The 20,835-nt window shown below is 45.5% G+C and carries 19 protein-coding genes, 1 tRNA gene and 1 CRISPR repeat array; of the genes, 13 read left to right on the top strand and 7 right to left on the bottom strand.

Annotated elements, in window-relative coordinates; translation table 11 throughout:
- The first annotated feature begins 6 nt into the window (after positions 1 to 6).
- Positions 7 to 300, top strand: coding sequence for a CRISPR-associated endonuclease Cas2 (gene cas2, locus GVY04_16790; GenBank protein ID NBD17723.1), 294 nt, complete (start codon positions 7 to 9; stop codon positions 298 to 300).
- 272 nt (positions 301 to 572) lie between these two features.
- Positions 573 to 2,209: a CRISPR direct-repeat array (repeat unit 36 nt; unit sequence GTTCACCAACCATTGATGCCGTAAGGCGTTGAGCAC).
- 143 nt (positions 2,210 to 2,352) lie between these two features.
- Here cas2 and GVY04_16785 read toward each other — a convergent pair.
- Entirely contained in the window at positions 2,353 to 2,628 is a 276-nt protein-coding gene (locus tag GVY04_16785) for a YggT family protein (protein ID NBD17722.1), read from the bottom strand.
- Positions 2,629 to 2,831: 203 nt separating this feature from the next.
- On the opposite strand from GVY04_16785, the gene GVY04_16780 reads away from it, so the two are divergent.
- The 4 genes from GVY04_16780 (at position 2,832) to GVY04_16765 (ending at position 5,093) form a co-directional block, all read left to right on the top strand.
- A complete protein-coding gene (locus GVY04_16780; protein NBD17721.1) occupies positions 2,832 to 2,951 on the top strand; it encodes a Photosystem II reaction center X protein in 120 nt (39 codons plus the stop codon).
- 175 nt (positions 2,952 to 3,126) lie between these two features.
- Positions 3,127 to 4,023 carry a hypothetical protein gene (locus GVY04_16775; protein ID NBD17720.1) on the top strand — a complete coding sequence of 299 codons (897 nt, stop codon included), beginning with the start codon at positions 3,127 to 3,129 and terminating at the stop codon, positions 4,021 to 4,023.
- The gene (locus GVY04_16770) at positions 3,983 to 4,570 is read left to right on the top strand and encodes a biopolymer transporter Tol (GenBank protein ID NBD17719.1); all 588 of its coding nucleotides are present in this window, start codon (positions 3,983 to 3,985) and stop codon (positions 4,568 to 4,570) included. The genes GVY04_16775 and GVY04_16770 overlap by 41 nt, the downstream gene beginning before the upstream one ends.
- A gap of 1 nt (position 4,571) precedes the next feature.
- Complete coding sequence (locus GVY04_16765) at positions 4,572 to 5,093, top strand: Tol biopolymer transporter periplasmic protein (protein ID NBD17718.1); 522 nt, start codon at positions 4,572 to 4,574, stop codon at positions 5,091 to 5,093.
- A gap of 82 nt (positions 5,094 to 5,175) precedes the next feature.
- Here the strand turns inward: GVY04_16765 and GVY04_16760 are convergent.
- Positions 5,176 to 5,260 (bottom strand) — tRNA-Ser (locus GVY04_16760).
- A gap of 12 nt (positions 5,261 to 5,272) precedes the next feature.
- Entirely contained in the window at positions 5,273 to 6,202 is a 930-nt protein-coding gene (locus GVY04_16755; GenBank protein ID NBD17717.1) for a TIGR04168 family protein, read from the bottom strand.
- A 225-nt stretch (positions 6,203 to 6,427) separates the two neighbouring features.
- Between GVY04_16755 and GVY04_16750 the strand changes: the two genes are divergently transcribed.
- Both GVY04_16750 and GVY04_16745 read left to right on the top strand, forming a co-directional pair.
- Entirely contained in the window at positions 6,428 to 8,812 is a 2,385-nt protein-coding gene (locus GVY04_16750; protein ID NBD17716.1) for an AAA domain-containing protein, read from the top strand.
- A gap of 137 nt (positions 8,813 to 8,949) precedes the next feature.
- A complete protein-coding gene (locus GVY04_16745) occupies positions 8,950 to 10,302 on the top strand; it encodes a UDP-N-acetylmuramoyl-L-alanine--D-glutamate ligase (GenBank protein NBD17715.1) in 1,353 nt (450 codons plus the stop codon).
- A 66-nt stretch (positions 10,303 to 10,368) separates the two neighbouring features.
- Here GVY04_16745 and GVY04_16740 read toward each other — a convergent pair whose 3' ends face one another.
- Positions 10,369 to 10,932, bottom strand: a complete 564-nt coding sequence (locus GVY04_16740; GenBank protein ID NBD17714.1) for a Uma2 family endonuclease — start codon at positions 10,930 to 10,932, stop codon at positions 10,369 to 10,371.
- Between the two features lie 238 nt (positions 10,933 to 11,170).
- Here GVY04_16740 and GVY04_16735 point away from each other — a divergent pair, with 238 nt between their 5' ends.
- A complete protein-coding gene (locus GVY04_16735; protein ID NBD17713.1) occupies positions 11,171 to 11,578 on the top strand; it encodes a shikimate kinase in 408 nt (135 codons plus the stop codon).
- Between the two features lie 83 nt (positions 11,579 to 11,661).
- On the opposite strand, the gene sir is transcribed toward GVY04_16735, so the two are convergent.
- Positions 11,662 to 13,578, bottom strand: coding sequence for a sulfite reductase, ferredoxin dependent (gene sir, locus GVY04_16730; GenBank protein NBD17712.1), 1,917 nt, complete (start codon positions 13,576 to 13,578; stop codon positions 11,662 to 11,664).
- Between the two features lie 533 nt (positions 13,579 to 14,111).
- Between sir and GVY04_16725 the strand changes: the two genes are divergently transcribed.
- Positions 14,112 to 14,672 (top strand): hypothetical protein, encoded by a 561-nt coding sequence (locus tag GVY04_16725; protein ID NBD17711.1) that lies wholly within the window; start codon positions 14,112 to 14,114, stop codon positions 14,670 to 14,672.
- A gap of 88 nt (positions 14,673 to 14,760) precedes the next feature.
- Here GVY04_16725 and GVY04_16720 read toward each other — a convergent pair whose 3' ends face one another.
- Entirely contained in the window at positions 14,761 to 15,420 is a 660-nt protein-coding gene (locus GVY04_16720; protein NBD17710.1) for an SDR family NAD(P)-dependent oxidoreductase, read from the bottom strand.
- 201 nt (positions 15,421 to 15,621) lie between these two features.
- Here GVY04_16720 and GVY04_16715 point away from each other — a divergent pair, with 201 nt between their 5' ends.
- From GVY04_16715 to GVY04_16705, 3 genes are all read left to right on the top strand, one after another.
- On the top strand, positions 15,622 to 16,902 hold the full coding sequence (locus tag GVY04_16715; GenBank protein NBD17709.1) for an aminotransferase class I/II-fold pyridoxal phosphate-dependent enzyme: 1,281 nt from the start codon (positions 15,622 to 15,624) through the stop codon (positions 16,900 to 16,902).
- Positions 16,903 to 16,964: 62 nt separating this feature from the next.
- Complete coding sequence (locus tag GVY04_16710; GenBank protein NBD17708.1) at positions 16,965 to 18,092, top strand: GNAT family N-acetyltransferase; 1,128 nt, start codon at positions 16,965 to 16,967, stop codon at positions 18,090 to 18,092.
- A complete protein-coding gene (locus GVY04_16705; GenBank protein NBD17707.1) occupies positions 18,089 to 19,048 on the top strand; it encodes an NAD-dependent epimerase/dehydratase family protein in 960 nt (319 codons plus the stop codon). The genes GVY04_16710 and GVY04_16705 overlap by 4 nt, the downstream gene beginning before the upstream one ends.
- 20 nt (positions 19,049 to 19,068) lie before the next feature.
- Here GVY04_16705 and petC read toward each other — a convergent pair whose 3' ends face one another.
- A complete protein-coding gene (gene petC / locus GVY04_16700) occupies positions 19,069 to 19,614 on the bottom strand; it encodes a cytochrome b6-f complex iron-sulfur subunit (protein NBD17706.1) in 546 nt (181 codons plus the stop codon).
- 484 nt (positions 19,615 to 20,098) lie between these two features.
- On the opposite strand from petC, the gene GVY04_16695 reads away from it, so the two are divergent.
- The gene (locus GVY04_16695) at positions 20,099 to 20,662 is read left to right on the top strand and encodes a hypothetical protein (protein NBD17705.1); all 564 of its coding nucleotides are present in this window, start codon (positions 20,099 to 20,101) and stop codon (positions 20,660 to 20,662) included.
- The last annotated feature ends 173 nt before the right edge of the window (positions 20,663 to 20,835 follow it).

The raw sequence follows: 20,835 nt of genomic DNA, 5'->3' as shown, positions 1-20,835 counted from the left end.
GTGAAAATGGCAGAACCAAAGCATTGGTACTTAATTTGTTATGATATCCGTTGCCAAAAGCGATGGCGCAAAGCCTACAAACTGTTGGGCGGTTATGGGGAACGAGTTCAGTATTCGATTTTCCGCTGTTGGCTATCTCAGCGATCGCGCGAAAAGCTACGCTGGCAGTTAGAACAAATTTTAACTGCAGAAGATGAACTCTTGTTCGTGCGTCTGTCGGAACAATGCGTTCGTGGGTTAAGCGTTTATAATCGTGAAGATGCTTGGTCACCTCAAGGAGAGGGCTATCGAATTATTTAATGCAAGCACCTCCGCTTGTTGGGGAAGCTGATTCGGGTCTAAGCACTTAAAGCCACTCCTGATCAACATTTTATCAATTTTCAGTTCCTGGTAGGTGCTTGCAAAATTAGTGAAAAGCTCTGGAAACGTGGCATAGCCTTAATCAATCAGATTTGATTCGGTTGAAACAATAACCCATTGGAAGACGTCAACTACTGCGAGAACCATTATGAAACAAGTTGCTTGTAAAATCAGTTCTGAGCTGGCTCTGGGTAAGGGTTTCAGCGCGCGCTGTTCACCAACCATTGATGCCGTAAGGCGTTGAGCACGAGGCACAAAACGGCGGATCAAATCTATCGCGATCTGTTCACCAACCATTGATGCCGTAAGGCGTTGAGCACTTGACTACAGGCAAACTTGCCTCTAACGGGGAGAAAGTTCACCAACCATTGATGCCGTAAGGCGTTGAGCACTCTCCCTCCGCGTCCAAGGGGTAAGAAACCCGAATGTTCACCAACCATTGATGCCGTAAGGCGTTGAGCACGTAACTTTCACCAAAATTATTTTGGCGTGCTACAAGTTCACCAACCATTGATGCCGTAAGGCGTTGAGCACAGAGAGGACGGGATGCCACTAGCACTCTTGACGAACGGTTCACCAACCATTGATGCCGTAAGGCGTTGAGCACTAGATGAGGATAGCCAGCAAGATGTAGATGATAATGTAGTTCACCAACCATTGATGCCGTAAGGCGTTGAGCACAAGGGAGAATTGTTATTCATGAAATCGATCCTCTCGTTCACCAACCATTGATGCCGTAAGGCGTTGAGCACCCCACAGTCAAGAAGAAGCCAAACAAATATTACAGTTCACCAGTTCACCAACCATTGATGCCGTAAGGCGTTGAGCACTTATCGCGACATAGTGTTTTCAAGTACAAGATTCAAGGTTCACCAACCATTGATGCCGTAAGGCGTTGAGCACCTTATCAGTCTGAAGAAGAAATAAAAGAGGCACTAAAGTTCACCAACCATTGATGCCGTAAGGCGTTGAGCACAAGAGTCGCCAGCTATTACTTTTCCAATAACTGAAAAGTTCACCAACCATTGATGCCGTAAGGCGTTGAGCACAGATTCGAGTATTAGCATTACTGATGGCTGATAAATTGTTCACCAACCATTGATGCCGTAAGGCGTTGAGCACATAAAGATAAGCAATTGAGTTATCAGAGACAACCTCAGTTCACCAACCATTGATGCCGTAAGGCGTTGAGCACGAGCAAGAAGGTTGGATATGGTCAGGAGAAGTCACCAGTTCACCAACCATTGATGCCGTAAGGCGTTGAGCACATTTCAGCATTGTCTGATTGCTCCTTTTTGCTTAACTATGTTCACCAACCATTGATGCCGTAAGGCGTTGAGCACCAACAAATTTATCGCGAACAATATTGGGTTCCTGGTTCACCAACCATTGATGCCGTAAGGCGTTGAGCACGACTAATAGCTGTTGACGTTGATGGCGAGGGGGCAAAGTTCACCAACCATTGATGCCGTAAGGCGTTGAGCACTTGTCTGAAATTGTTTGCAAGTATTGCCTAGCCATCGTTCACCAACCATTGATGCCGTAAGGCGTTGAGCACGTTTGTCCCTCTACCTCGGGAAAGGCAGGAAACTCTTGTTCACCAACCATTGATGCCGTAAGGCGTTGAGCACTAAATTGTGTTGTCGGTTGCTTGTTTAACGTGGAATGTTCACCAACCATTGATGCCGTAAGGCGTTGAGCACCTGATGAACACATGATCGGTGGCGAAGGAGAAGTTGATGTTCACCAACCATTGATGCCGTAAGGCGTTGAGCACGAGTTAGCATCTGATGGGATGTTGAGTAGCTTCATTGTTCACCAACCATTGATGCCGTAAGGCGTTGAGCACACTTTTCGCTTGGACACCAATAGTTCAAACAATACTCTAGTGCTCTGTCAAGCTAATTTTGACGAGTGGCGATCAACCGATTCAGTTCTTCCTTTGCCCTTTCTCCCTTACCTTTTACCCGTCAATTGAAAATTGACAAGCCACTAGGTCAACAGCCCCTGTTGTCCTAAAAGAATCTCTCGCAATAAGGTAAAGATTCCGACCCAAATGACAGGGGTGATATCAACCCCGCCAATGGGAGGAATCACCTTTCGTAACGGGGCTAAAAACGGTTCGGTGGGAAAAGCGACTAAACTGTACGGGAATTGCTTTAAATTAATTTGGGGATACCAAGTGAGGACAATGCGAAAAATAAATAAAACTGTCATCACGGCTAAAAAGATTCCTAAGCCCCAATTAACAACTGTTGATAACTCCATTTGCAAATTATTAAAATTATTAATAAGTATAAGGTCTACTGACGAATGGTTAGGATGAGTCCCTTTTTAAGCAAAGGTGTCGGCTTGAAATTTTGAGCGACATTTTTAAGACCGAAGGCTGTAACTGCAGCCTGTTATCCTGTAAAGTAGCATAGGGATAATTCCTGTAGCCATTCACATTTAATCATAGAGTAACAGAAACCATGACACCATCTTTAGCAAATTTCCTTTATAGCTTACTCGCAGGAACCTTGATTGTTGTGATTCCTGCAACCGTTGCACTTGTTTTCATCAGCGTTAAAGACCGCGTTCGTCGTTCTTAAGCGATTATTCCGGTCATGAGGACACGAGTCCAGGGGGAACGCTAATTCATGAGTGTTTTATCCTCTGGACAGCTTTTATTTGATTTCCCAAGCAAGCAATTTTCAGTGCTGATGAAGAAGCATTAAGATCTAAAGTGTCACCAGCACAGGGCAAACCCAAGCAAGGAGCAGAGCAATGGTAAACTTCGGGCTGAACTCAGCCAGCATCCTCGGCATCTTTCTCGCGATCGCGGGGGCATCTTTATATTTTATGCGTTCGTTTCGCCCAGAACTTTCTAGAGACCAAGATATCTTTTTTGCTGCGGTCGGACTACTGTGCGGATTTATCTTGTTATTCCAGGGGTGGCGACTCGACCCCATTTTGCAGTTTGGTCAGTTTCTCCTCACGGCTATGGCAGTGGCGTTTGGGGTAGAGACGATTCGCTTACGGGCGGCAACCACAGAACAAGCGAAACGGAGTGCGCCAACAGTTGATCGCGATCGCCGTACCAGTCGCGTCTATCGGGCAGAAATCGACGATATGGAACCCTATTTTGAAGAAGAAGAACCCACTGATACCCGTCGCCGGTTACGAGGCACAACCACGGAACGTCCTCCCCGCAGCGATCGCTATGATGAAGGCTATGAAGAAGAAGCCCCCCGTTCCAGTAAAAGTCGTTCCAGTCGTAGCCGACGGAAACCTTCATCTCGTTCCGGCAGTCGAACCACTCCCGATTACTACTATTATGATGAAGAGCCGAACGACCGTTACGAACGCCCTGATTTAGAGGAAGAGAGAGAGGATTATCTGTCCTCCCGTTCCTCGCGTTCACGTCGGGAAGAAAGCAATCCCCCTACTCGCACCTCTCGTAAACCCCGTCCTCGCCCCCGCGAAGATGAAGACCAAGAACGACGTTCTGCTTCAACAACGCATCGCTCGCCGGCGCAGCCGAAGCCATCACGCCCACCGGTCAGTCGTCCGCCCTCTCGTCGTCGTCCGGCTCCCCCCAAAGAAGATTATGTAGATTATAAACCCATTGATCCCCCTGAAAATGAGGATGATCCCGATAACAGCAATCAATTCGATTATTAAACACACAACAACGTGGCAACGTTGGCTGCAGTTTAGTATCAGTATTGGTTTGCTCAGTTTTTTGTCTGCTTGTGGATCGCCCCAACTGCCAGAAGGGTCAGCGGGAATTAACAGTCGTTACAATGACCAAGAACCCAGTTTAAGTGGGGATGGACGCTATCTAGCTTGGGTGTCTAATCGCAAGGGTCGCCATCAAGTGTTACTTTATGATTTATCGCGTGAGCAATATGTCTCTCTCCCCGGCTTAAATCCCAAAAATGTTCTTACAGAAAGCCCGAGTTTAAGCCGCACGGGACGGTACTTAGTGTATTTAGTTAGCCGCGAGGGTCGCCCCGAAATTGCCCTCTATGATCGCATTGTTGAAGAAACGGAAATTCTCACCGAGTCTTATCGTCATTGGGTGCGGAATCCTGATATTGATCTCGATGGACGTTATATTGTGTTTGAAACGGCACGTCGGGGTCAATGGGATGTGGAAGTCTTAGATCGGGGCCCTGAGGTTGAGCTGGATATCCCAGATGGAACACGCATTTATGACACGCAGTAGAATTGCTTTTCCTTTAAAGGTATTGGGTGGATTATTGTTAAGTCCCTTATTTGCCAGTTGTGGCGGTTATCCTGAAATTGTCAATATTCCCTTTTCCCAAGGGACAGAAAGTTTAAATACCCCTGCCTCGGAGTTTCATCCGGAAATTGGTGATCGCTATGTTGCCTTTGTGTCGGATCGCAACGGGTCTCAAGATGTTTATCTTTATGATCGGCGCGATCGCGCACTCATTTCCCTACCGGGATTGAATGCCTTAGATGAGATGGCGTTTGACCCAACCGTGTCTGAAGATGGGCGTTTAATCGCATTTACGAAAACTCGCGAGGGACGCTCGGATATTTATCTCTATAATCGGGAAACGCGATCGCTGCGTAATCTGACCGGTAACTTATCCGCACAAGTGCGTCGCCCCACCATTAGTGCTGATGGCTCAACCATTGCCTTTGAAGCCAATCCTGATGGCAATTGGGATATCCTGATTTACGATCGCTCGGGTCAACCGCTTGATCTACCAGGAACCTAACTACGGATTAGACCTTAATCCGTTCATCCGTGAAAGAGCTTGACTTTTAGCCTTATGCTAATTGAGGACATAATAGCTTAAACGGAGAGGGGGAGATTCGAACTCCCGGAGCCTCTCGGCTCAGCCGATTTCAAGTCGGCCGCAATCGACCACTCTGCCACCTCTCCAAAACTCAGACTCTATGATAGCAGTTTCTCTGGAATGGCTTCCACTGCCTGATAAAAAATTTCTTCTTGAAGAATAGAAAAATCAGGTCCCATCTCAACGAGGCGAATTTGGCGCACTCCCCTTGGCGTCAGAGAAACTAAAAAGAATTTGCGTAAGGATTGGGTTTCGGTTTTAACCAAGCGCGGGACACAAGCAGCATTAAAATAAACGGTTCCTTGTTGATCCGTAACCACTGCCGTTCGCTGATAATCCTGGGTATGGCGCAGTCGATGGTGCATATGACCAAACGCCACCAGGGGAATTTTTTTTCCTAGCTGACGGGTTTGCGCGATCGCGCGAGTTAAATCCTGATCTCCATAATCCCCGCCCCCCCTTTTCCAGTCGCGACCACAAGCATCATGAGGCTGATCGCCTAATCCTTGCGGACCATTGTGGGCGAGGAAAATCGTTGTGTGATGAGCTGTTGCTTGTACCGCCTTCATGATTTGAGCCGTGGATTCTTCAAATCCATTCACCCCGTACCGTTGCTGGTAAAAGGCTTGGTTACGCCATTGCGGTCCCCCCCAGCTAAAGGGACGACTTCCTACTACGGACAGATGTAAGGGGTGAAAATCTTGTTTAGTGTAGCCCACATGACTTTCTCCGAGGAGATCGAGTTGCTGTTGAACCCGATCTTCCTGGGTCGGATCATAAGGACACTTTTTACGCCCGCGTTTTGAAGCACTGTAATGGGCATCATGATTGCCTAAAATGACTGCTTTTGGTAACTTTAATGCTGAGACTCGTTTCACAATTCCCACTGCTTCATTGCCAAAATCGCCGACAAATAGCGCTAAATCGACCCCCAATGCTTCTAAACAATCATTATCCTTGAATTCCCATTGATCATGAATATCGCCCACGACCGCGATCGTGCAGTTTGGTTTTAGTGTCCCTTTCATCCCTCAAATTGTTGTCCCGCTTACAGATACAATTGCTACCTTAAAGCAAAAATCTTGAAATGATTACTACAAAAAGAGGAAAATCAGAAAAAAACTTGTTAAATCGTAAAATTCCCCCCTAGGGTTACGGCTATTCCCATTGTGAATGCTTAACAATGAAGGATAGAGTGGAACTAAATAAAAGATAAGAAAAGTTAAGAAAGCAGTCTATCGACGATAGGAACTATGTTTGAATATTTTACAGATAAAGCAATCAAAGCAGTTGTTCTGGCTCAGGAAGAGGCACGCCGGATGAAGCAAAATCTGGTAGGAAGTGAACAAGTGCTGTTAGGGATCATTGCCGAAGGGAGCAGTGATGCTGCCAATATCTTAAATCAATTGGGTGTGCAACTTAAAGATGCACGTCAAGTTGTGGAAGGCTTAGTTGGGTCAGGAACAGACAATGTTCCGGCGAATATTCCGTTTACCCCAAGAGCGAAGCGGATTTTTGAACAAGCCTTGGAAGTTGCCCGTCAGCAATCTCATCAGACAATTTTACCTGAACATATTTTACTGGCGATGACCAAGGAAGAAGGTGTCGCGACTAAAGTCTTAAGTCAGTTGGGGGCAGATCCCCAACAAGTCGCTTCACGCCTAGAAGACGCGTTGAATAATCCCAGTACTGGCGATGAAAAACCATCGGCACCAGCCGCCGCCAGTATGGGAGAGCGCCGTCAATCCCGCTTTGGCTTTAACCCGCAGCAACAAGGAGATAATAGCTTAAAATCCTTTGCGATTAACCTGACGGAAAAAGCTCAAAATAACGAAATTGATCCCATTATTGGTCGTGACCAAGAAGTAGAACGGACCATCCAAATTTTAGGTCGTCGGACCAAGAATAATCCTGTCTTGGTGGGTGAACCGGGGGTGGGAAAAACCGCGATCGCGGAAGGCTTAGCACAACGCATTGTCCGGCAAGATGTGCCCGAAGCACTGCAAGATAAACAAGTGTACAGCCTTGATATGGGCTTACTCGTCGCGGGAACGCGCTTCCGCGGTGAATTTGAAGAGCGCCTGAAAGGTATTGTGAAAGAGGTGCAAGATGCAGGAAATATCATCCTCGTCATTGATGAAATTCATACCCTCATCGGCGGCGGTGCGATGGAAGGCGGTATGGATGCCGCTAACCTCCTCAAGCCAGCGTTAGCCCGAGGAGAACTGCAATGTGTAGGGACCACCACCCTTGATGAATATCGACAGTACATCGAGCAAGATGCGGCTTTAGAGCGACGCTTCCAGCCGGTGATGGTTGATGAGCCTTCTGTGGAACAAACCATCGAAATTTTAGAGGGCATTCGCAGCCCTTACGAAGAGTATCACAAGGTTAAAATCTCCCTAGAAGCCTTGGAAGCGGCAGCTAAACTATCAGATCGGTATATCAGCGATCGGCATTTACCCGACAAAGCGATTGATATTATCGATGAAGCCGGTTCGCGCTTGCACTTGAGTCAGTCCATGGCAGAGAAATCCGCTGAGGGAGAAGAAGAAGCAACAGCAACGCCAGCAGAAACCCCAGTCGTTGGCTTAGAAGAAGTTGCCAGCATTGTCTCCTCTTGGACAGGGGTTCCGGTTAACAAAATGACTCAAGCCGAATCCGAACTCTTATTACATCTGGAAGATACCCTTCACGAACGGATTATCGGTCAAAGTGAAGCAGTTAGTGCGGTTTCTCGCGCCATTCGTCGCGCCCGTGTGGGCATGAAAGATGTGGATCGCCCGATCGCGAGCTTTATTTTCTCCGGTCCCACTGGCGTTGGTAAAACCGAGTTAACCAAGGCATTGGCGCAGTATATGTTTGGGGATGAAGAGGCGATGATCCGTCTCGATATGTCCGAATATATGGATCCTCAAAGTGTGTCCAAGTTAATCGGTTCGCCACCAGGATTTGTTGGCTATGACGAAGGCGGGCATCTCACCGAACAAGTGCGCCGTCGTCCGTATACCGTTGTCCTTTTAGATGAAATTGAAAAAGCGCACCCCGATGTGTTTAACTCCTTGTTGCAAATCCTAGATGAAGGTCATCTCACGGATTCCAAAGGACGCAAGGTTGACTTCAAAAACACCTTGATTATCATGACCTCTAACATTGGTTCGCAAGTCATCGAAAAAGGTGGCGGTGGACTTGGCTTTGAATTAGACACTGAAGGCGATGGCGAATATACTCGCATCCGTAATCGTGTCCAAGAAGAGATGAAAAACTACTTCCGTCCCGAGTTTCTCAATCGGGTGGATGAAGTGATTGTCTTCCGTCAATTGCAGAAAGCAGAAGTGGGTGAAATTGCCGACTTACTCCTGAAAGAAATTGGCGGTCGCCTCAAAGAACAGCAAGGGGTTGAGTTAGAGGTCAGCGATCGCTTCAAAGACCGTGTGATTGACGAAGGATATGATGTCAGCTATGGTGCGCGTCCCTTACGGCGGGTCCTGATGCGTCTGTTAGAAGACAACCTTGCCCAAGCGATTCTGTCGGGAGACCTCAGCGAAGGCGATACCGCTTACGTTGATGTAGATGACGAAGGTAAGATCCGTCTCACAGAAGCCGCTAAGAAAAAGCAACTGCAGCCTGTGGGCTAAGTAGATCAACCCTGAAAGCAGGATCCTCAAAACCATAAATCGCTGAGATTCTAACCCCTATCCCTTCTTTTCCAGCTTTGGAGAAGAAGGGATATCTCTTATAATCGGGGAAAATATTGAACACCAAGAAACACAGGATGAAAGCATACGTAATTGGACTCGGGCGTTCTGGAGTGGCTGCTGCTCGTTTGTTGAAGCAACAAGGGTGGGAGGTCATCCTCAGCGATCGCGGAATGTCTGACTCCTTGCAAGCCCGTCAACATGACCTGGCTCAGGAAGCAATTACCGTTAAATTACAAGATACCCCAACCATAGATGCGCTTCAAACGGCTGATTTAATCATCGTTAGCCCGGGTGTTCCTTGGGATATTCCAATTTTAGTGCGCGCTCGCGAACATGAAATTCCCATGTATGGCGAAATTGAACTGGCTTGGCGCAGTTTATCGGATACGCCTTGGGTAGGGATTACAGGCACAAACGGTAAAACAACAACCACGGCACTGTGTTCTGCCTTGTTTCAAGGGGCAGGTTTAAAAGCTCCGGCTTGTGGCAATATTGGGAATGCTGCTTGTGAATTGGGCTTAAAAAACACGGCTTGGGATTGGATTATTGCAGAAATTAGTAGTTATCAAATTGAATCCTCTCAAAAACTCGCCCCAGAAATTGGCGTTTGGACAACCTTTAGTCCGGATCATTTAGAACGTCACTACACCCTCGAAAATTATTTTGCGATTAAAAAGTCTTTGCTCGATCGCGCCCATTTAAAAGTTCTCAATGGGGATGATCCCCATCTGCGTCGTTTAGCAAAAGAAGACTGGTCTGCTGTTCATTGGACGAGTATTCAGGGAAAAAGTCAACTGCTGGGAAAGCCCAGTCATGGCATTTATATTGAAGGGGATGACATTATTGCTTTTGGCGAAAAAATCTTGAATGTTAAAGATTTTCCTATGGCAGGGGAACATAACTTACAAAACCTCTTGCTTGCCATTGGCGCCGCCCGTTTAGCGAATGTGGATCAAAGCGCGATCGCGCACAGTATTATTAATTTTCAGGGGGTTCCCCATCGCCTCGAACCGATTTGTGAAATTGAAGGCGTCTCTTTCATCAATGATAGTAAAGCGACTAACTACGAAGCAGCAACAGTGGGCTTATCCTCTGTTCCCAGTCCAGTTATTTTAATTGCAGGGGGACAAGCCAAAACCGGCAATGATAAAGATTGGTTTCACTTGATCAAAGAAAAAGCTAGTCTCGTTTTGTTGATTGGTGAAGCAGCTGATCAATTTGCCCAACGTTTAGAAGCAATGGGCTATTCAGCGTATCAAGTGGTAGAGACCATGGACAATGCAGTCATTGAAGCGATCAATCGGGTAAAAAAGCAAGAAGGCTCGGTGGTTCTCCTTTCACCCGCTTGTGCCAGCTTTGATCAATATGACAACTTTGAACAGCGCGGCGATCATTTTCGTCAACTTTGTCTGCACTTCGGTGCTTAACAGCGATCACGCCAATGCTAGTTCCCAGTGGATGTTCAGTTCAAAGAGGCATCCTTTTTTTTAAACTCAAGCAAAAATTTGGGAGACAGACAGAGAAAAATTCGGAAATAAAGGAGAAGTTAAGGTATCAGTTGCAGTTAGCGTTTCCACTAACACCAATTGTCCCTTCTGCTGGCGATAAACTTCTAATTGTTGGCGAAAGCGGTCAACGATCCAATATTCTTGAACCTCCCCTTGGGAATAGAGTTTTAACTTGGCTTGCTTGTCGCGGTAAATATTGCGTTCTCCTGCCGAGAGCACCTCCACCACCAGTTCCGGGAACCCCGTGAAGTGCCCCGCTTCGTCTTCAATTGCTGCTAATCGCTCATTACTCACCCAAACCAAATCAGGGATTACGCTATCTTCTTTTGAAGGGAGAATCCCGGGGGAAGGGATGACAAAACCAGAGTATGTCTTTGACCAATTATGAAGGGCAGCATTGATGTTGGTAATGATATTTTGGTGTTTCCAATGGGGCGCACGAGTCACAAATAATTCTCCATCAATAATTTCCCGGCGAATCCCTTCGTTTTCTGGCAGTGCGTCTAAGTCATGGATGGTCCATCGGATCGGGCTGATGATTTGATTCATAACTTTCTCGGGATGAATATTAAAAAAGCGTTTTCATTTCTAAGGCAAGTTCAGACTTACAATTTAGGACATTTTTTTACTTAACAGTTCTCTATTTTACCGCTAATTCATTGCTTCATGGGTACGTTTATCATTTAGGTAGCATTGCCTCAGCAGCTGGAATGGGTGGCGTTACAGGCATGATCTCGGTCAGCATTTAGGGGGCTTCAAACGTCGCATTCATTGCGTTTTACTAGGCATGAAAGGCGCTGATCGGCGTCCCCTTGCAGAGAGCATCGCCGAAGCAAAAACATTCATAGAAACTAATGAAAGCTGGCTTATTGAAGGCTGCTATGCTGATATTCTTGAGCCGTTGCTACCCTACTGCAAGAAATTAATTTTCCTTAACCCCGGTGTGGAAAGTTGCGTCTCCCACTGCAAAGCAAGACCTTGGGAACCAGAAAAATTCGAGTCGAAAGAGGCTCAAGACAAAAATTTGGAAAATCTGATTCAGTGGGTTCGCTCATACAATATTCGTGATGATGAGTATGGTTTGAAGCGTCATAGAGCCCTCTACGACGCATTTTCAGGTGAGAAGTACGAGTTTAATCATCCATCGGATTACGTTACGGTCGAACCAAACCTTGTAGGAATCCGTCAGTTTTGAAATGATGGGTAGAGGTGGGAGAGGAGAGAGAAGGCTATTCCCTGGTTCCTAACTCCACCAACCCATGAACTTTTTCAGCCAACCTACTCATCCAGATATTTTTCTAGTGCCTCTGATACAAGCTGCGTCATGCTCGTTCCTCGTTTTTCCGCCGCTGCTTTCAGGCGTTCGTGGAGTCCTTCATAAACGCTGATGCGATGACGGCGACCTTTTCCACCCGCACTAGGCGTTTTGATCGGTTTGAACTCATAGCGATTGACATAGTGTTCAATGGCTTCAAAGCCAACCCGATTGCAAAACTCGCCAAAACTTTCTTCTTTCTGACGTTTGTCTTTGTAAAACGCCAACATCGGCTCAATATAGCTTTCTAACTCATCAATGGGCATCCGTTCCATATAAGGACGAGCAAGTGCCGTTTGGTTGGGTGTTCCTCCTAACCAGAGTTGATAGGCTTTCGGGGCACTCCCAACAAAGCCTAATTCTGCCATATAAGGGCGGGCGCAACCATTGGGACATCCGGTCATCCGGACAACAAGGTCTTGTTCTGCCATTCCCAGTTTTTTCAAGACACTACGAACCCGGTCTAAAATACTCGGTAAGGCTCGTTCCGATTCGGTAATCGCTAAGCCACAAGTGGGGAGGGCGGGACACGCCATAGAATAGCGGAGGAGATGATCCAAATCTTTTGGATCGGTAATTAAGCCATGATCACTCAGGATTTTTTCGATCGCGCCTTGATCTTCCGGCTTAATCTCATACAGAATCACATCATGGTTTGCCGTTAAGCGCATGGGAACTTCATATTGTTCCACTACTTTGCGCAGGGCAGTTTTTAAGCGGAATTTGCCTTCATCTTTGACGCGACCATTTTCCACAGATAAGCCAAAGAAGAGTTTGCCATCTCCTTGTTCGTGCCAACCGAGAAAATCTTTATACTCAAAAGGCGGCAGATCTTGATAGGGTTTCAGGGGTTTCCCATAGTATTCTTCTAACTTGGATCGGAACTTCTCGACGCCCCAATCATAGAGGAGATACTTCATTCTGGCATGACGACGCTGCACGCGATCGCCGTAATCTCTTTGGGTGGCAACAATTGCTTTTAGCAGATCATACACATCCGCTTTATCCACATAACAAATGGGATCTGACATCCGGGCAAAGGTTTCTTCTTTATTATGGGTGCGTCCCATTCCCCCACCGGCGAGAACATTAAACCCTTGGAGTTCTCCTTGTTCGTCAGTTATTACAATCAAACTGACATCATGGGTATACACATCAATCGAGTTATCCCCCGGTACCGTCACACAGCACTTAAACTTGCGGGGCATATAATGTTTCCCATAAATCGGTTCTTCCCCTTCGTGGAAAATTGTGCCGTTACCATTGCGTTCTCGCGCCGCTTGCACTTCCGGCGCTTCTTCGACACTGAGGAATTTTTCCCCATCGAGCCAAATTTCATAATAGGCTTCCGTTTGCGGACGCAGGAGATCGGCAATCTGATCCGCATACTCCCAGGCATATTGGTATTCTTTACGATCTTTAAAGGGAGCTGGCGGAGCCATTACGTTACGATTTAAGTCACCACAGGCTCCGAGGGTTGACCCCATATTGCGGACAATGCGGCTAATGGTTTCTTTCAGGTTTTTCTTCAGAATGCCGTGAAGCTGGAAACCTTGACGGGTGGTCACGCGGAGGGTTTGGTTCCCGTATTCAGTGGCAAGGTCATCAAGGGTCAAATAGAGTTCTGGCGGAATGAAGCCTCCTGGGTTCCGCGTCCGCAGCATGAACTGATAGTCTTTTTCTTGCCCTTTCTGGCGATTATCGCGGTTGTCTTGCTGGTAAGACCCATGAAATTTCAAGATTTGAACCGCATCTTGACTGAAGTGAGTGGTGTCTTCTAACAGTTCTGTGGCGAGGGGTTCCCGTAAGAAATTGCTATTTTCTTTAATTCCTTCTAATTTCGAGGGTTTAGAGGCTTTCTTTGCTTTAGATGCTACCATTACTGCTTCTTGCTCGATCGCTGCACATTTTTGGATCACCGATAACTCGCTCGGAATTACGGTGATTAATTCCATCATATCGTGAGTGGATCATTTTTCAATGTCCACTAGTCAAAGTAGGATCCACTTTCTCAGCTTGAGTATCATGTGTTTTCAGCTTGAATTCAGCGTTTATCGGTATGATTGCCACTCGCCAGTCAGGAATTCGCTGCATTCGCGACAGGGAAAATCGTTACACATAGTAATATTTACGGAGACAATGGTTTTTTCCTTGAGAGAATTACCTCAAATTCTTTATGGAGACAATTGATGAGTTTGACAACTATTTTTTTCAATTCATCAAGTCACTTTCTAATTTCCTGATGATGAATCGTGTCACCTTGAAACTAAGAACAGTTTTTTCTTGTCTTAAAGCGAGAGCAAACTATGAAAAAAAAATCAAGGGAATATGAAGTAATTGTGAACCAATTAAAAGAAAGAAACCATTATGATGAAACTAATTTCGGTTCCTTTATTGTTCATAGAAGCAAAATATGCAACTTCTCACAATTGGCTTAATGGGCATTGGCTTAGCAGCAGATGCACTGGCTGTTTCGTTGACCAGTGGCTTGTTAATTAAACGAATTAAAATTAATAAGGCGTTGAAGATTGCGTTATTTTTTGGTGTCTTTCAAACGTTAATGCCCGTTTTAGGCTGGATGATGGGATTAGGATTTCGGGAATTGGTTAGCGCGATCGCGCATTGGGTTGCTTTTCTTTTATTGGGATGGTTAGGGGGAAATATGATCTACGAAGCTTTAAAAGATGAGCAAGAAGAACCCTTTAATCCCCTTGATACTTCCACTTTATTGGGACTCGCGATCGCGACCAGTATTGATGCATTAGCCGCTGGCGTTGGCTTATCTGTCATCAAAATGCCCTTACCCTTAACGGTAACGATGATTGGCTTAGTAACATTTATTCTTTGCTTTTTTGGCGTTTTCATGGGTCATCGTTTTGGTCATTTTTGCCAAGGCAAAGTTGAAATTGTTGGTGGTTTAATCTTAATGGGAATTGGCACAAAAATTTTAGTGGAAAATGTGATGCCATTCTAGCAGTAATCAGTTATTTTTTCTGAGTCATTTGCCCTCTGTCAGTTAATAGCTAATGACAAATGACAAATGACAAATGACTAATAACGAATTACCAAGGCAGCACTTCTCCTTTCGCGTGCCAAAACGTCCCAGAATTTTCTAAATTGAGTTCTTCGATCCGTTTTAATAATCCTTCCACTGATTCGGTAGGTGTAATGCCAGAGAAACCGGTCATGCGAGTTTGCACCATTCCTGGGTGGAGAATCCCAACAGCAATTTGGCGTGGCTTTAAATCTTCTGCTAAGGATTTCCCTGCCATACTGAGCGCTGTTTTTGACATACGATAGCCATAAAAACCACCAGAAGTATTATCCTCAATTGACCCCATGCGACTGGTCATTAAAATAATTTTCCCACCTTGAGGAATCATCGGTAAAAGGGCCTTCGTGACCCGCAACGGTGCCACTGCATTGACCCGGAATTGGCGTTCTAAACTCTCAAAGTCCAAATCATCTAAGGAATTCGCTTCGATAATTCCGGCATTATTAATTAAGACATCAATGGTCGTTCCTTGGAGGCGTTTGACAAGTTCTGTCACCGAATCATCAGAGGTAACATCAATTCCTGATTCAATTTGTCCCCCCAAACTTTTCAATTCTTCACTCGGTTCGCGACAAACCGCAATCACTGTTTCTCCTTTTGCTTTTAGCTGCTTGCAGTATTCTAGGCCAATGCCACGATTGGCTCCTGTGATGAGATAATTTACCATATTTTTTTTAAACTGATTGAGTAGCGTAACAGTGGCGATTGAAGCAATAATTGAGAAATGAGAAAACTATCAAAAGAAAGAAGATTTACAAGCAATGGAGGTCATTTACCTCCCCTGCTACAATCTGGCTAGGAATATACCCTTCAATCAACCGACTCAAAGCGTAGTCGCTATTAAAACCCAGGAGAGAGGAGTGAACTCGTGCAAACTGTTAAAGAATATGTCCAGCGCTGGTACCAGAGTGGGCTTGCTCCCGATGAATACATCTGCCATAGTAAACAAGGAAACTTTGTCGAGATTGAGCACCCAAAAGATGGCACGCGACAAACTGTTCTGACTTTCTGTACCAATGATGTCTTAGGCTTAGTCCAAAATTCGGCGGTTAAAGAAGCAGCGATCAATGCGATTCATCATTATGGAACTTCCAATAGTTCCTGTTCTGTACTGAGTGGGCGCATTGATTTACATCGGGAACTCGAAGAGGAAATTTCCGCATTTAAAGGGTTACCTCATACCCAGTTGTTCTTAAATGCTTGGATGGCAACGCAAGCATTAGCCGATGCCTTTTGTCATCTTGCTATTCCTGTTCCCGGATTTGAGCATACTAGAGAAACCCTGATTATGACTGATGTGCTCAATCATGGTTGTATTGTGTCAGCAGTTGTTAACGCTAATACCCGTTCCGGTAAAGTATTTGGTCATAGCCCAAAAGTCCGTGTCAAAGCCTATCGACATTGTGATACTCAAGATCTCGCCCGGAAGTTAAAACGATATGCTCGTCCCGATGATCGGATTCTCGTGGTGACTGATACCGTTTTTTCCATGGATGGAGATATTGCCCCCTTACCCGAAATGATTGAAGTGCTGTCTAATTATGAAGGCAGTGTTTTATTTTTAGATGAAGCCCATGGGAGTGGGGCAATTGGCGCAACTGGGCATGGGATATTTGAACATTTCCAAATGACGCCCCGAGACGCGATCGCGCGAGGCGTCATCCCTTTAGTAATGACGACCTTTTCTAAATTTGCTGCCTCAGCCGGTGCTGCCATTAGTTCTCATGTTCCGGAGTTAATCCCCTTATTAAATGTGTCGCCAACCTCCATTGGGACAATTTCACTACCGCCACCGACCACTGCTGCTGCCCTAGAAAGTATCCGTCAAGTGCGTAGTAATCCACAACTGGTACAAAAATTACAATACAATACCCACTATCTGCGATCGCGTTTGAAAGAAGCCGGATTTGAAGCTATTGGCGAAACGAATGTGATTCCTGTCCTCTTGCCGCCGGAAATTAATCCTAAGCACTTTGGACGCACCCTCTTGGCTGATCATAATATTTGGGTTTCTCCGATTTGGTTTATTGCCAAACCCCGACTCCGCATTACCGCCAATGCCTTGCATACGGAAGCAGAAATGGATCAACTGGTTTCAGCAATGGTGCAAACCCGCGATCTAGTTTACCAACCGGTCATTAGTGCTTAATTCTTACCCTTTTATTTCTCCTCACCTCCTCTACTCCGTTGTATTCTCCAGAATAAATTGCTGTGGTTACTTCCCAAACAAGCGTTACGGTACAACCGGTAACAACTCCCGCTGAAAAAGAACAATTTTTAAATCTGCCATGGCGGGTTTATCAAACCGATCCGAATTGGGTTCCTCCGCTGAAAAGTGAGACAGAAAAAGAACTCTCCCCTGAAAATCCCTTTCACCAATATGGTCGCTTTCAACCTTTTATTGCTCTCAATGCTGATCAGGTGCCTGTGGGACGGATTGTGGCGGCAGTCAATGAGCGTTTAATTGCCAAAGAAGGAGAAAATATTGGCTTTTTTGGTTTCTTTGAGTGCATTGAAGACCAAGGGGTTGCCACCGCTTTATTTCAGGCGGCAGAAACTTGGTTGCGAGAACAGGGGATGACCCAAATGCGCGGTCCCATTGATTTATCCACTCACAATAATTGCTTATGGCTGGTGGATGGCTTTGAGTCTCCTCCCCAAATTATGATGCCCTATAACCCGCCGTATTATGAAGAATTGTTCCTAGCCCACGGTGGAACCATTGCCAAAGAAGCTTATGCGTATCACCTTTCTCTGGAGGAAGGGCTAGGTGATAAATTTGAGAGAGCCTACCGCATTGCCTGTCGTTCGGGAATAACCTTTCGTCCCTTGCAGACCAAAGGAGAAGGGTTTCAAGCCGATATTGCGAAGATTTATGAGCTGTTTACGCGCTTGTTTGAAGACAGTTGGAGTTCGACGCCGCGCACGGAAGAAGAGTTTATGGCGCAAGCGCGATCGCTGCAAGATTTAGTGGATCCCGATGTTTTTCCCATTGCTGAGGATAATGGTGAAATGATCGGCTTTTTTATGGGACTCCCGGACTATAACATTGCGCTCAAACAGGTGAATGGCAAACTCAACTGGTGGGGCATTCTTAAGTTTCTCTGGTATCGCCGGCAAATCCACGCTGGACGCGTCATTGTCATTTGTTGCCTCCCAGAATACCGCCGGAAGTTGGTGCCTCTGGCTTTGATTCAGGCGGCGTTTCAAAACAAAAAGTCCTACAAAAGTGCGGAACTCTCTTGGGTGTATGCTGATAATTTGCCGTCCCGTCGTTTAATTGAAGAAACCGGCGCCAAGATTTATAAAACGTATCGAATGTACGAGAAAGAACTATGAAAGCGTTAGTAACAGGGGCAAATGGATTTACCGGTTCTCACCTAGTACGGGCCTTAGAAAAAAGGGGGGATGAAGTGGTGGGCTTGGTGCGTCCCACCAGTGATTTATCCCGACTGGCAGCGTCGCAAGTCAGATTGGTCAAAGGAGACATCTGCGATCGCGCAATTTTAGAAAAAGCAATGTCCGGGGTGGATGTGGTGTTTCATGTGGCGGCTTATGTGGAATTAGGCGTCGTCAATGCCCAAGCTATGGCACGGGTGAATATTGAAGGCACGCAAGCAGTGATGGAAACGGCACAAGCCCAAGGGGTGTCAAAAATTGTCTATTGCAGCACCATTGGCGTTCTCGGAGATACGCAAGGGCAAGTGGTTGATGAAACGTTTACTCGACAACAAACGGGCTTCTCTTCGGCGTATGATTGGACGAAGTACGAAGCACAGAACCTCGTTGATCAAATGGCAGAACAAGGCTTACCGGTGGTTAGTGTTTTACCCTCAGGTATTTTTGGGGGAGATGATCCTCACTTTGGTCAGATTGTCAAGCTTTTTCGCAGTGGGAACTTAAAATTTTGGCCAGGGCGCGATCGGCCCACTGGCATTGTTCATGTAGACGATCTCGTAACAGCAATGCTCAACGCGGTTGCGATTGGACATTCTGGAGAACACTACATTATCTCTGCTGGTGAACTGACCATTGGCGAAATGTTCGACTTCCTGAGTGAAAAAACCGGGATTGCCACGCCCAAAGAAGCACCCCAATGGTTAATTCGTTTGTTAGGTAGTCTTCTCACCCCCATTGGACATTTCCTGAATTGGCAACCGCCCCTGAGTCGAGAACGAGTTCATTATATTTATGACCGCTGTGTGCGCGTTGATGCCAGCAAAGCCAGAAAAGAATTAAATTGGGAACCGCGCCCGGTAGAAGCTATTCTCACTGAACTCCTGCGTGTTGCCTGAAGCAGAACAGAATCATTAAACTAAACCCACCAAGGGGTTTCTCCAGTACGGGGATCAGTTTCTGTCCAAGGGAAAATCCAAATCTGGTCATCTTTAACCGCAACATGAACTAACTTCAAAGGACGATCCGCTGGACCCCTTTCTACAGAACCATCTGGGGCGAAGCGAGAACCATGACAAGGGCATTGGAACTGTTGGGCATTTTCATTCCAGGGAAATGTACAACCCAAGTGCGTACAATTATCAACAATTCCCCTATCGCCAAGGGTTTGATTTTCTTGTACGGTTAAATAGGTGGGTTCTCCGGCTAATCCAGCAACCAGGGCGCGGGTTCCTACCGGTTGACTTAAAATCTGACTGGCTGGTATGGGATGCCCCATTTTGTCTTTAGCGATGATGCCCTTGTTTCCATTTCCTACTGAAGGAGGCGTAAAGGATTTGAGCACCGGATAAAGGGCAGCCCCAGCGGTACTCGCTACAACCGCACCCGTAAAAAAGTTGAGTAGCTGTCGTCGAGAAACTGAAGGGACAGAATTGTCCAATGGTAAGCGATTGGGATGATCCATTGCTTGTAACCTCTGATTTACATAACTCCTTATTTCTAAATATAACTGAATAGTTAATTAATCACAAATAGATCTTTCGCTCTCTATTGGTGTCACAGAGTGAATAAGACACAAACTTGCAATCAAAAAGATAATGCTTACAGTGAGGATGGGAAATGAGATGACTAAAAACAATTGGGATCAAACCTAAATAAGGGGTTTAGTTCGTTAAGGATTACTTTTGATGAGTGAGCAGTTTTTACTATCGCAACAGTTTATTCTCAAAGAAAGTTTTTTATATCATAAAAATTATCGATTCAAGATAAAACCAAACTGTGCTTTTGATCAGAAAACCCGTAATAATCTGGAAAAAGAAACTCAATAAAATCTCAAAATTAAGAGTTTTAATTCAGTTTTACTGTAATGAGTTTTATTGCAGATTTTTTAAATAAAAACTATAATTCAAAACTAAGATCAAGCTTTAAATTATATTTCTTAATCAACTATGAGTGATTCCTCAGGTCAAGAAGTGCCGCTTTTGGTTATAGGCTATGGGGATAAAAGAAAAGCGGATAACAGTGCAGGGCGTCACATTGCAGAAGCGATAAAACAGAAAAGTCTTAAGTCCATTCAAGCCCTCAGTGTTTATCATTTATCTTCAAGCCTAGCCTCTCGAGTGGCTCAAGCAAAAACGGTAATTTTCATTGGGTCATATCTTCTCTTAGATGAAATGAATCCCGAAATAATTATCAAACATTTTCTTCCCAACTATGAGCAACCTGAGATTGGTATTTCTTACCCCAATCCTCCTTATTCTTTATTATCTTTCATCAAAAGAGTGTACGGAAAACAACTTGATGCTTATTGGATTTTAGTCCCTGCGGTTAATAATCAACCAGATCAGAATATATCGTATCTCACTCAACAAGCGATAAGAAGTACCTTAGAGTATCTAACGGGTGACACTTATCAGCCAATTTTCTCATCAAAAGTTCATCAACAAGCCAAAGTTTGCCCCAAGCCTTATAGTGAGCTACAGGTCTCATCTAACTGGAACCCAATTCGGTAAATAAGTCAGAAAAATTCCCCTCTCTGTTGTGTTAAAAAGGGGAGGGAATTAGGTGACATCCTCCAGCACTCAATCAGAGATTAGAGTGCTGGCTTCCCATCCTCACGAACGGGCATTGCTCCCCTACGCCAGTTATCTAGGCACATCGCCCCCGACACTTCGACGGGGCTTAC

This window comes from Cyanobacteria bacterium GSL.Bin1, from assembly GCA_009909085.1.
Classification (GTDB): Bacteria; Cyanobacteriota; Cyanobacteriia; order Cyanobacteriales; family Rubidibacteraceae; genus Halothece.
This window is presented reverse-complemented; position numbering and strand designations above follow the sequence as displayed.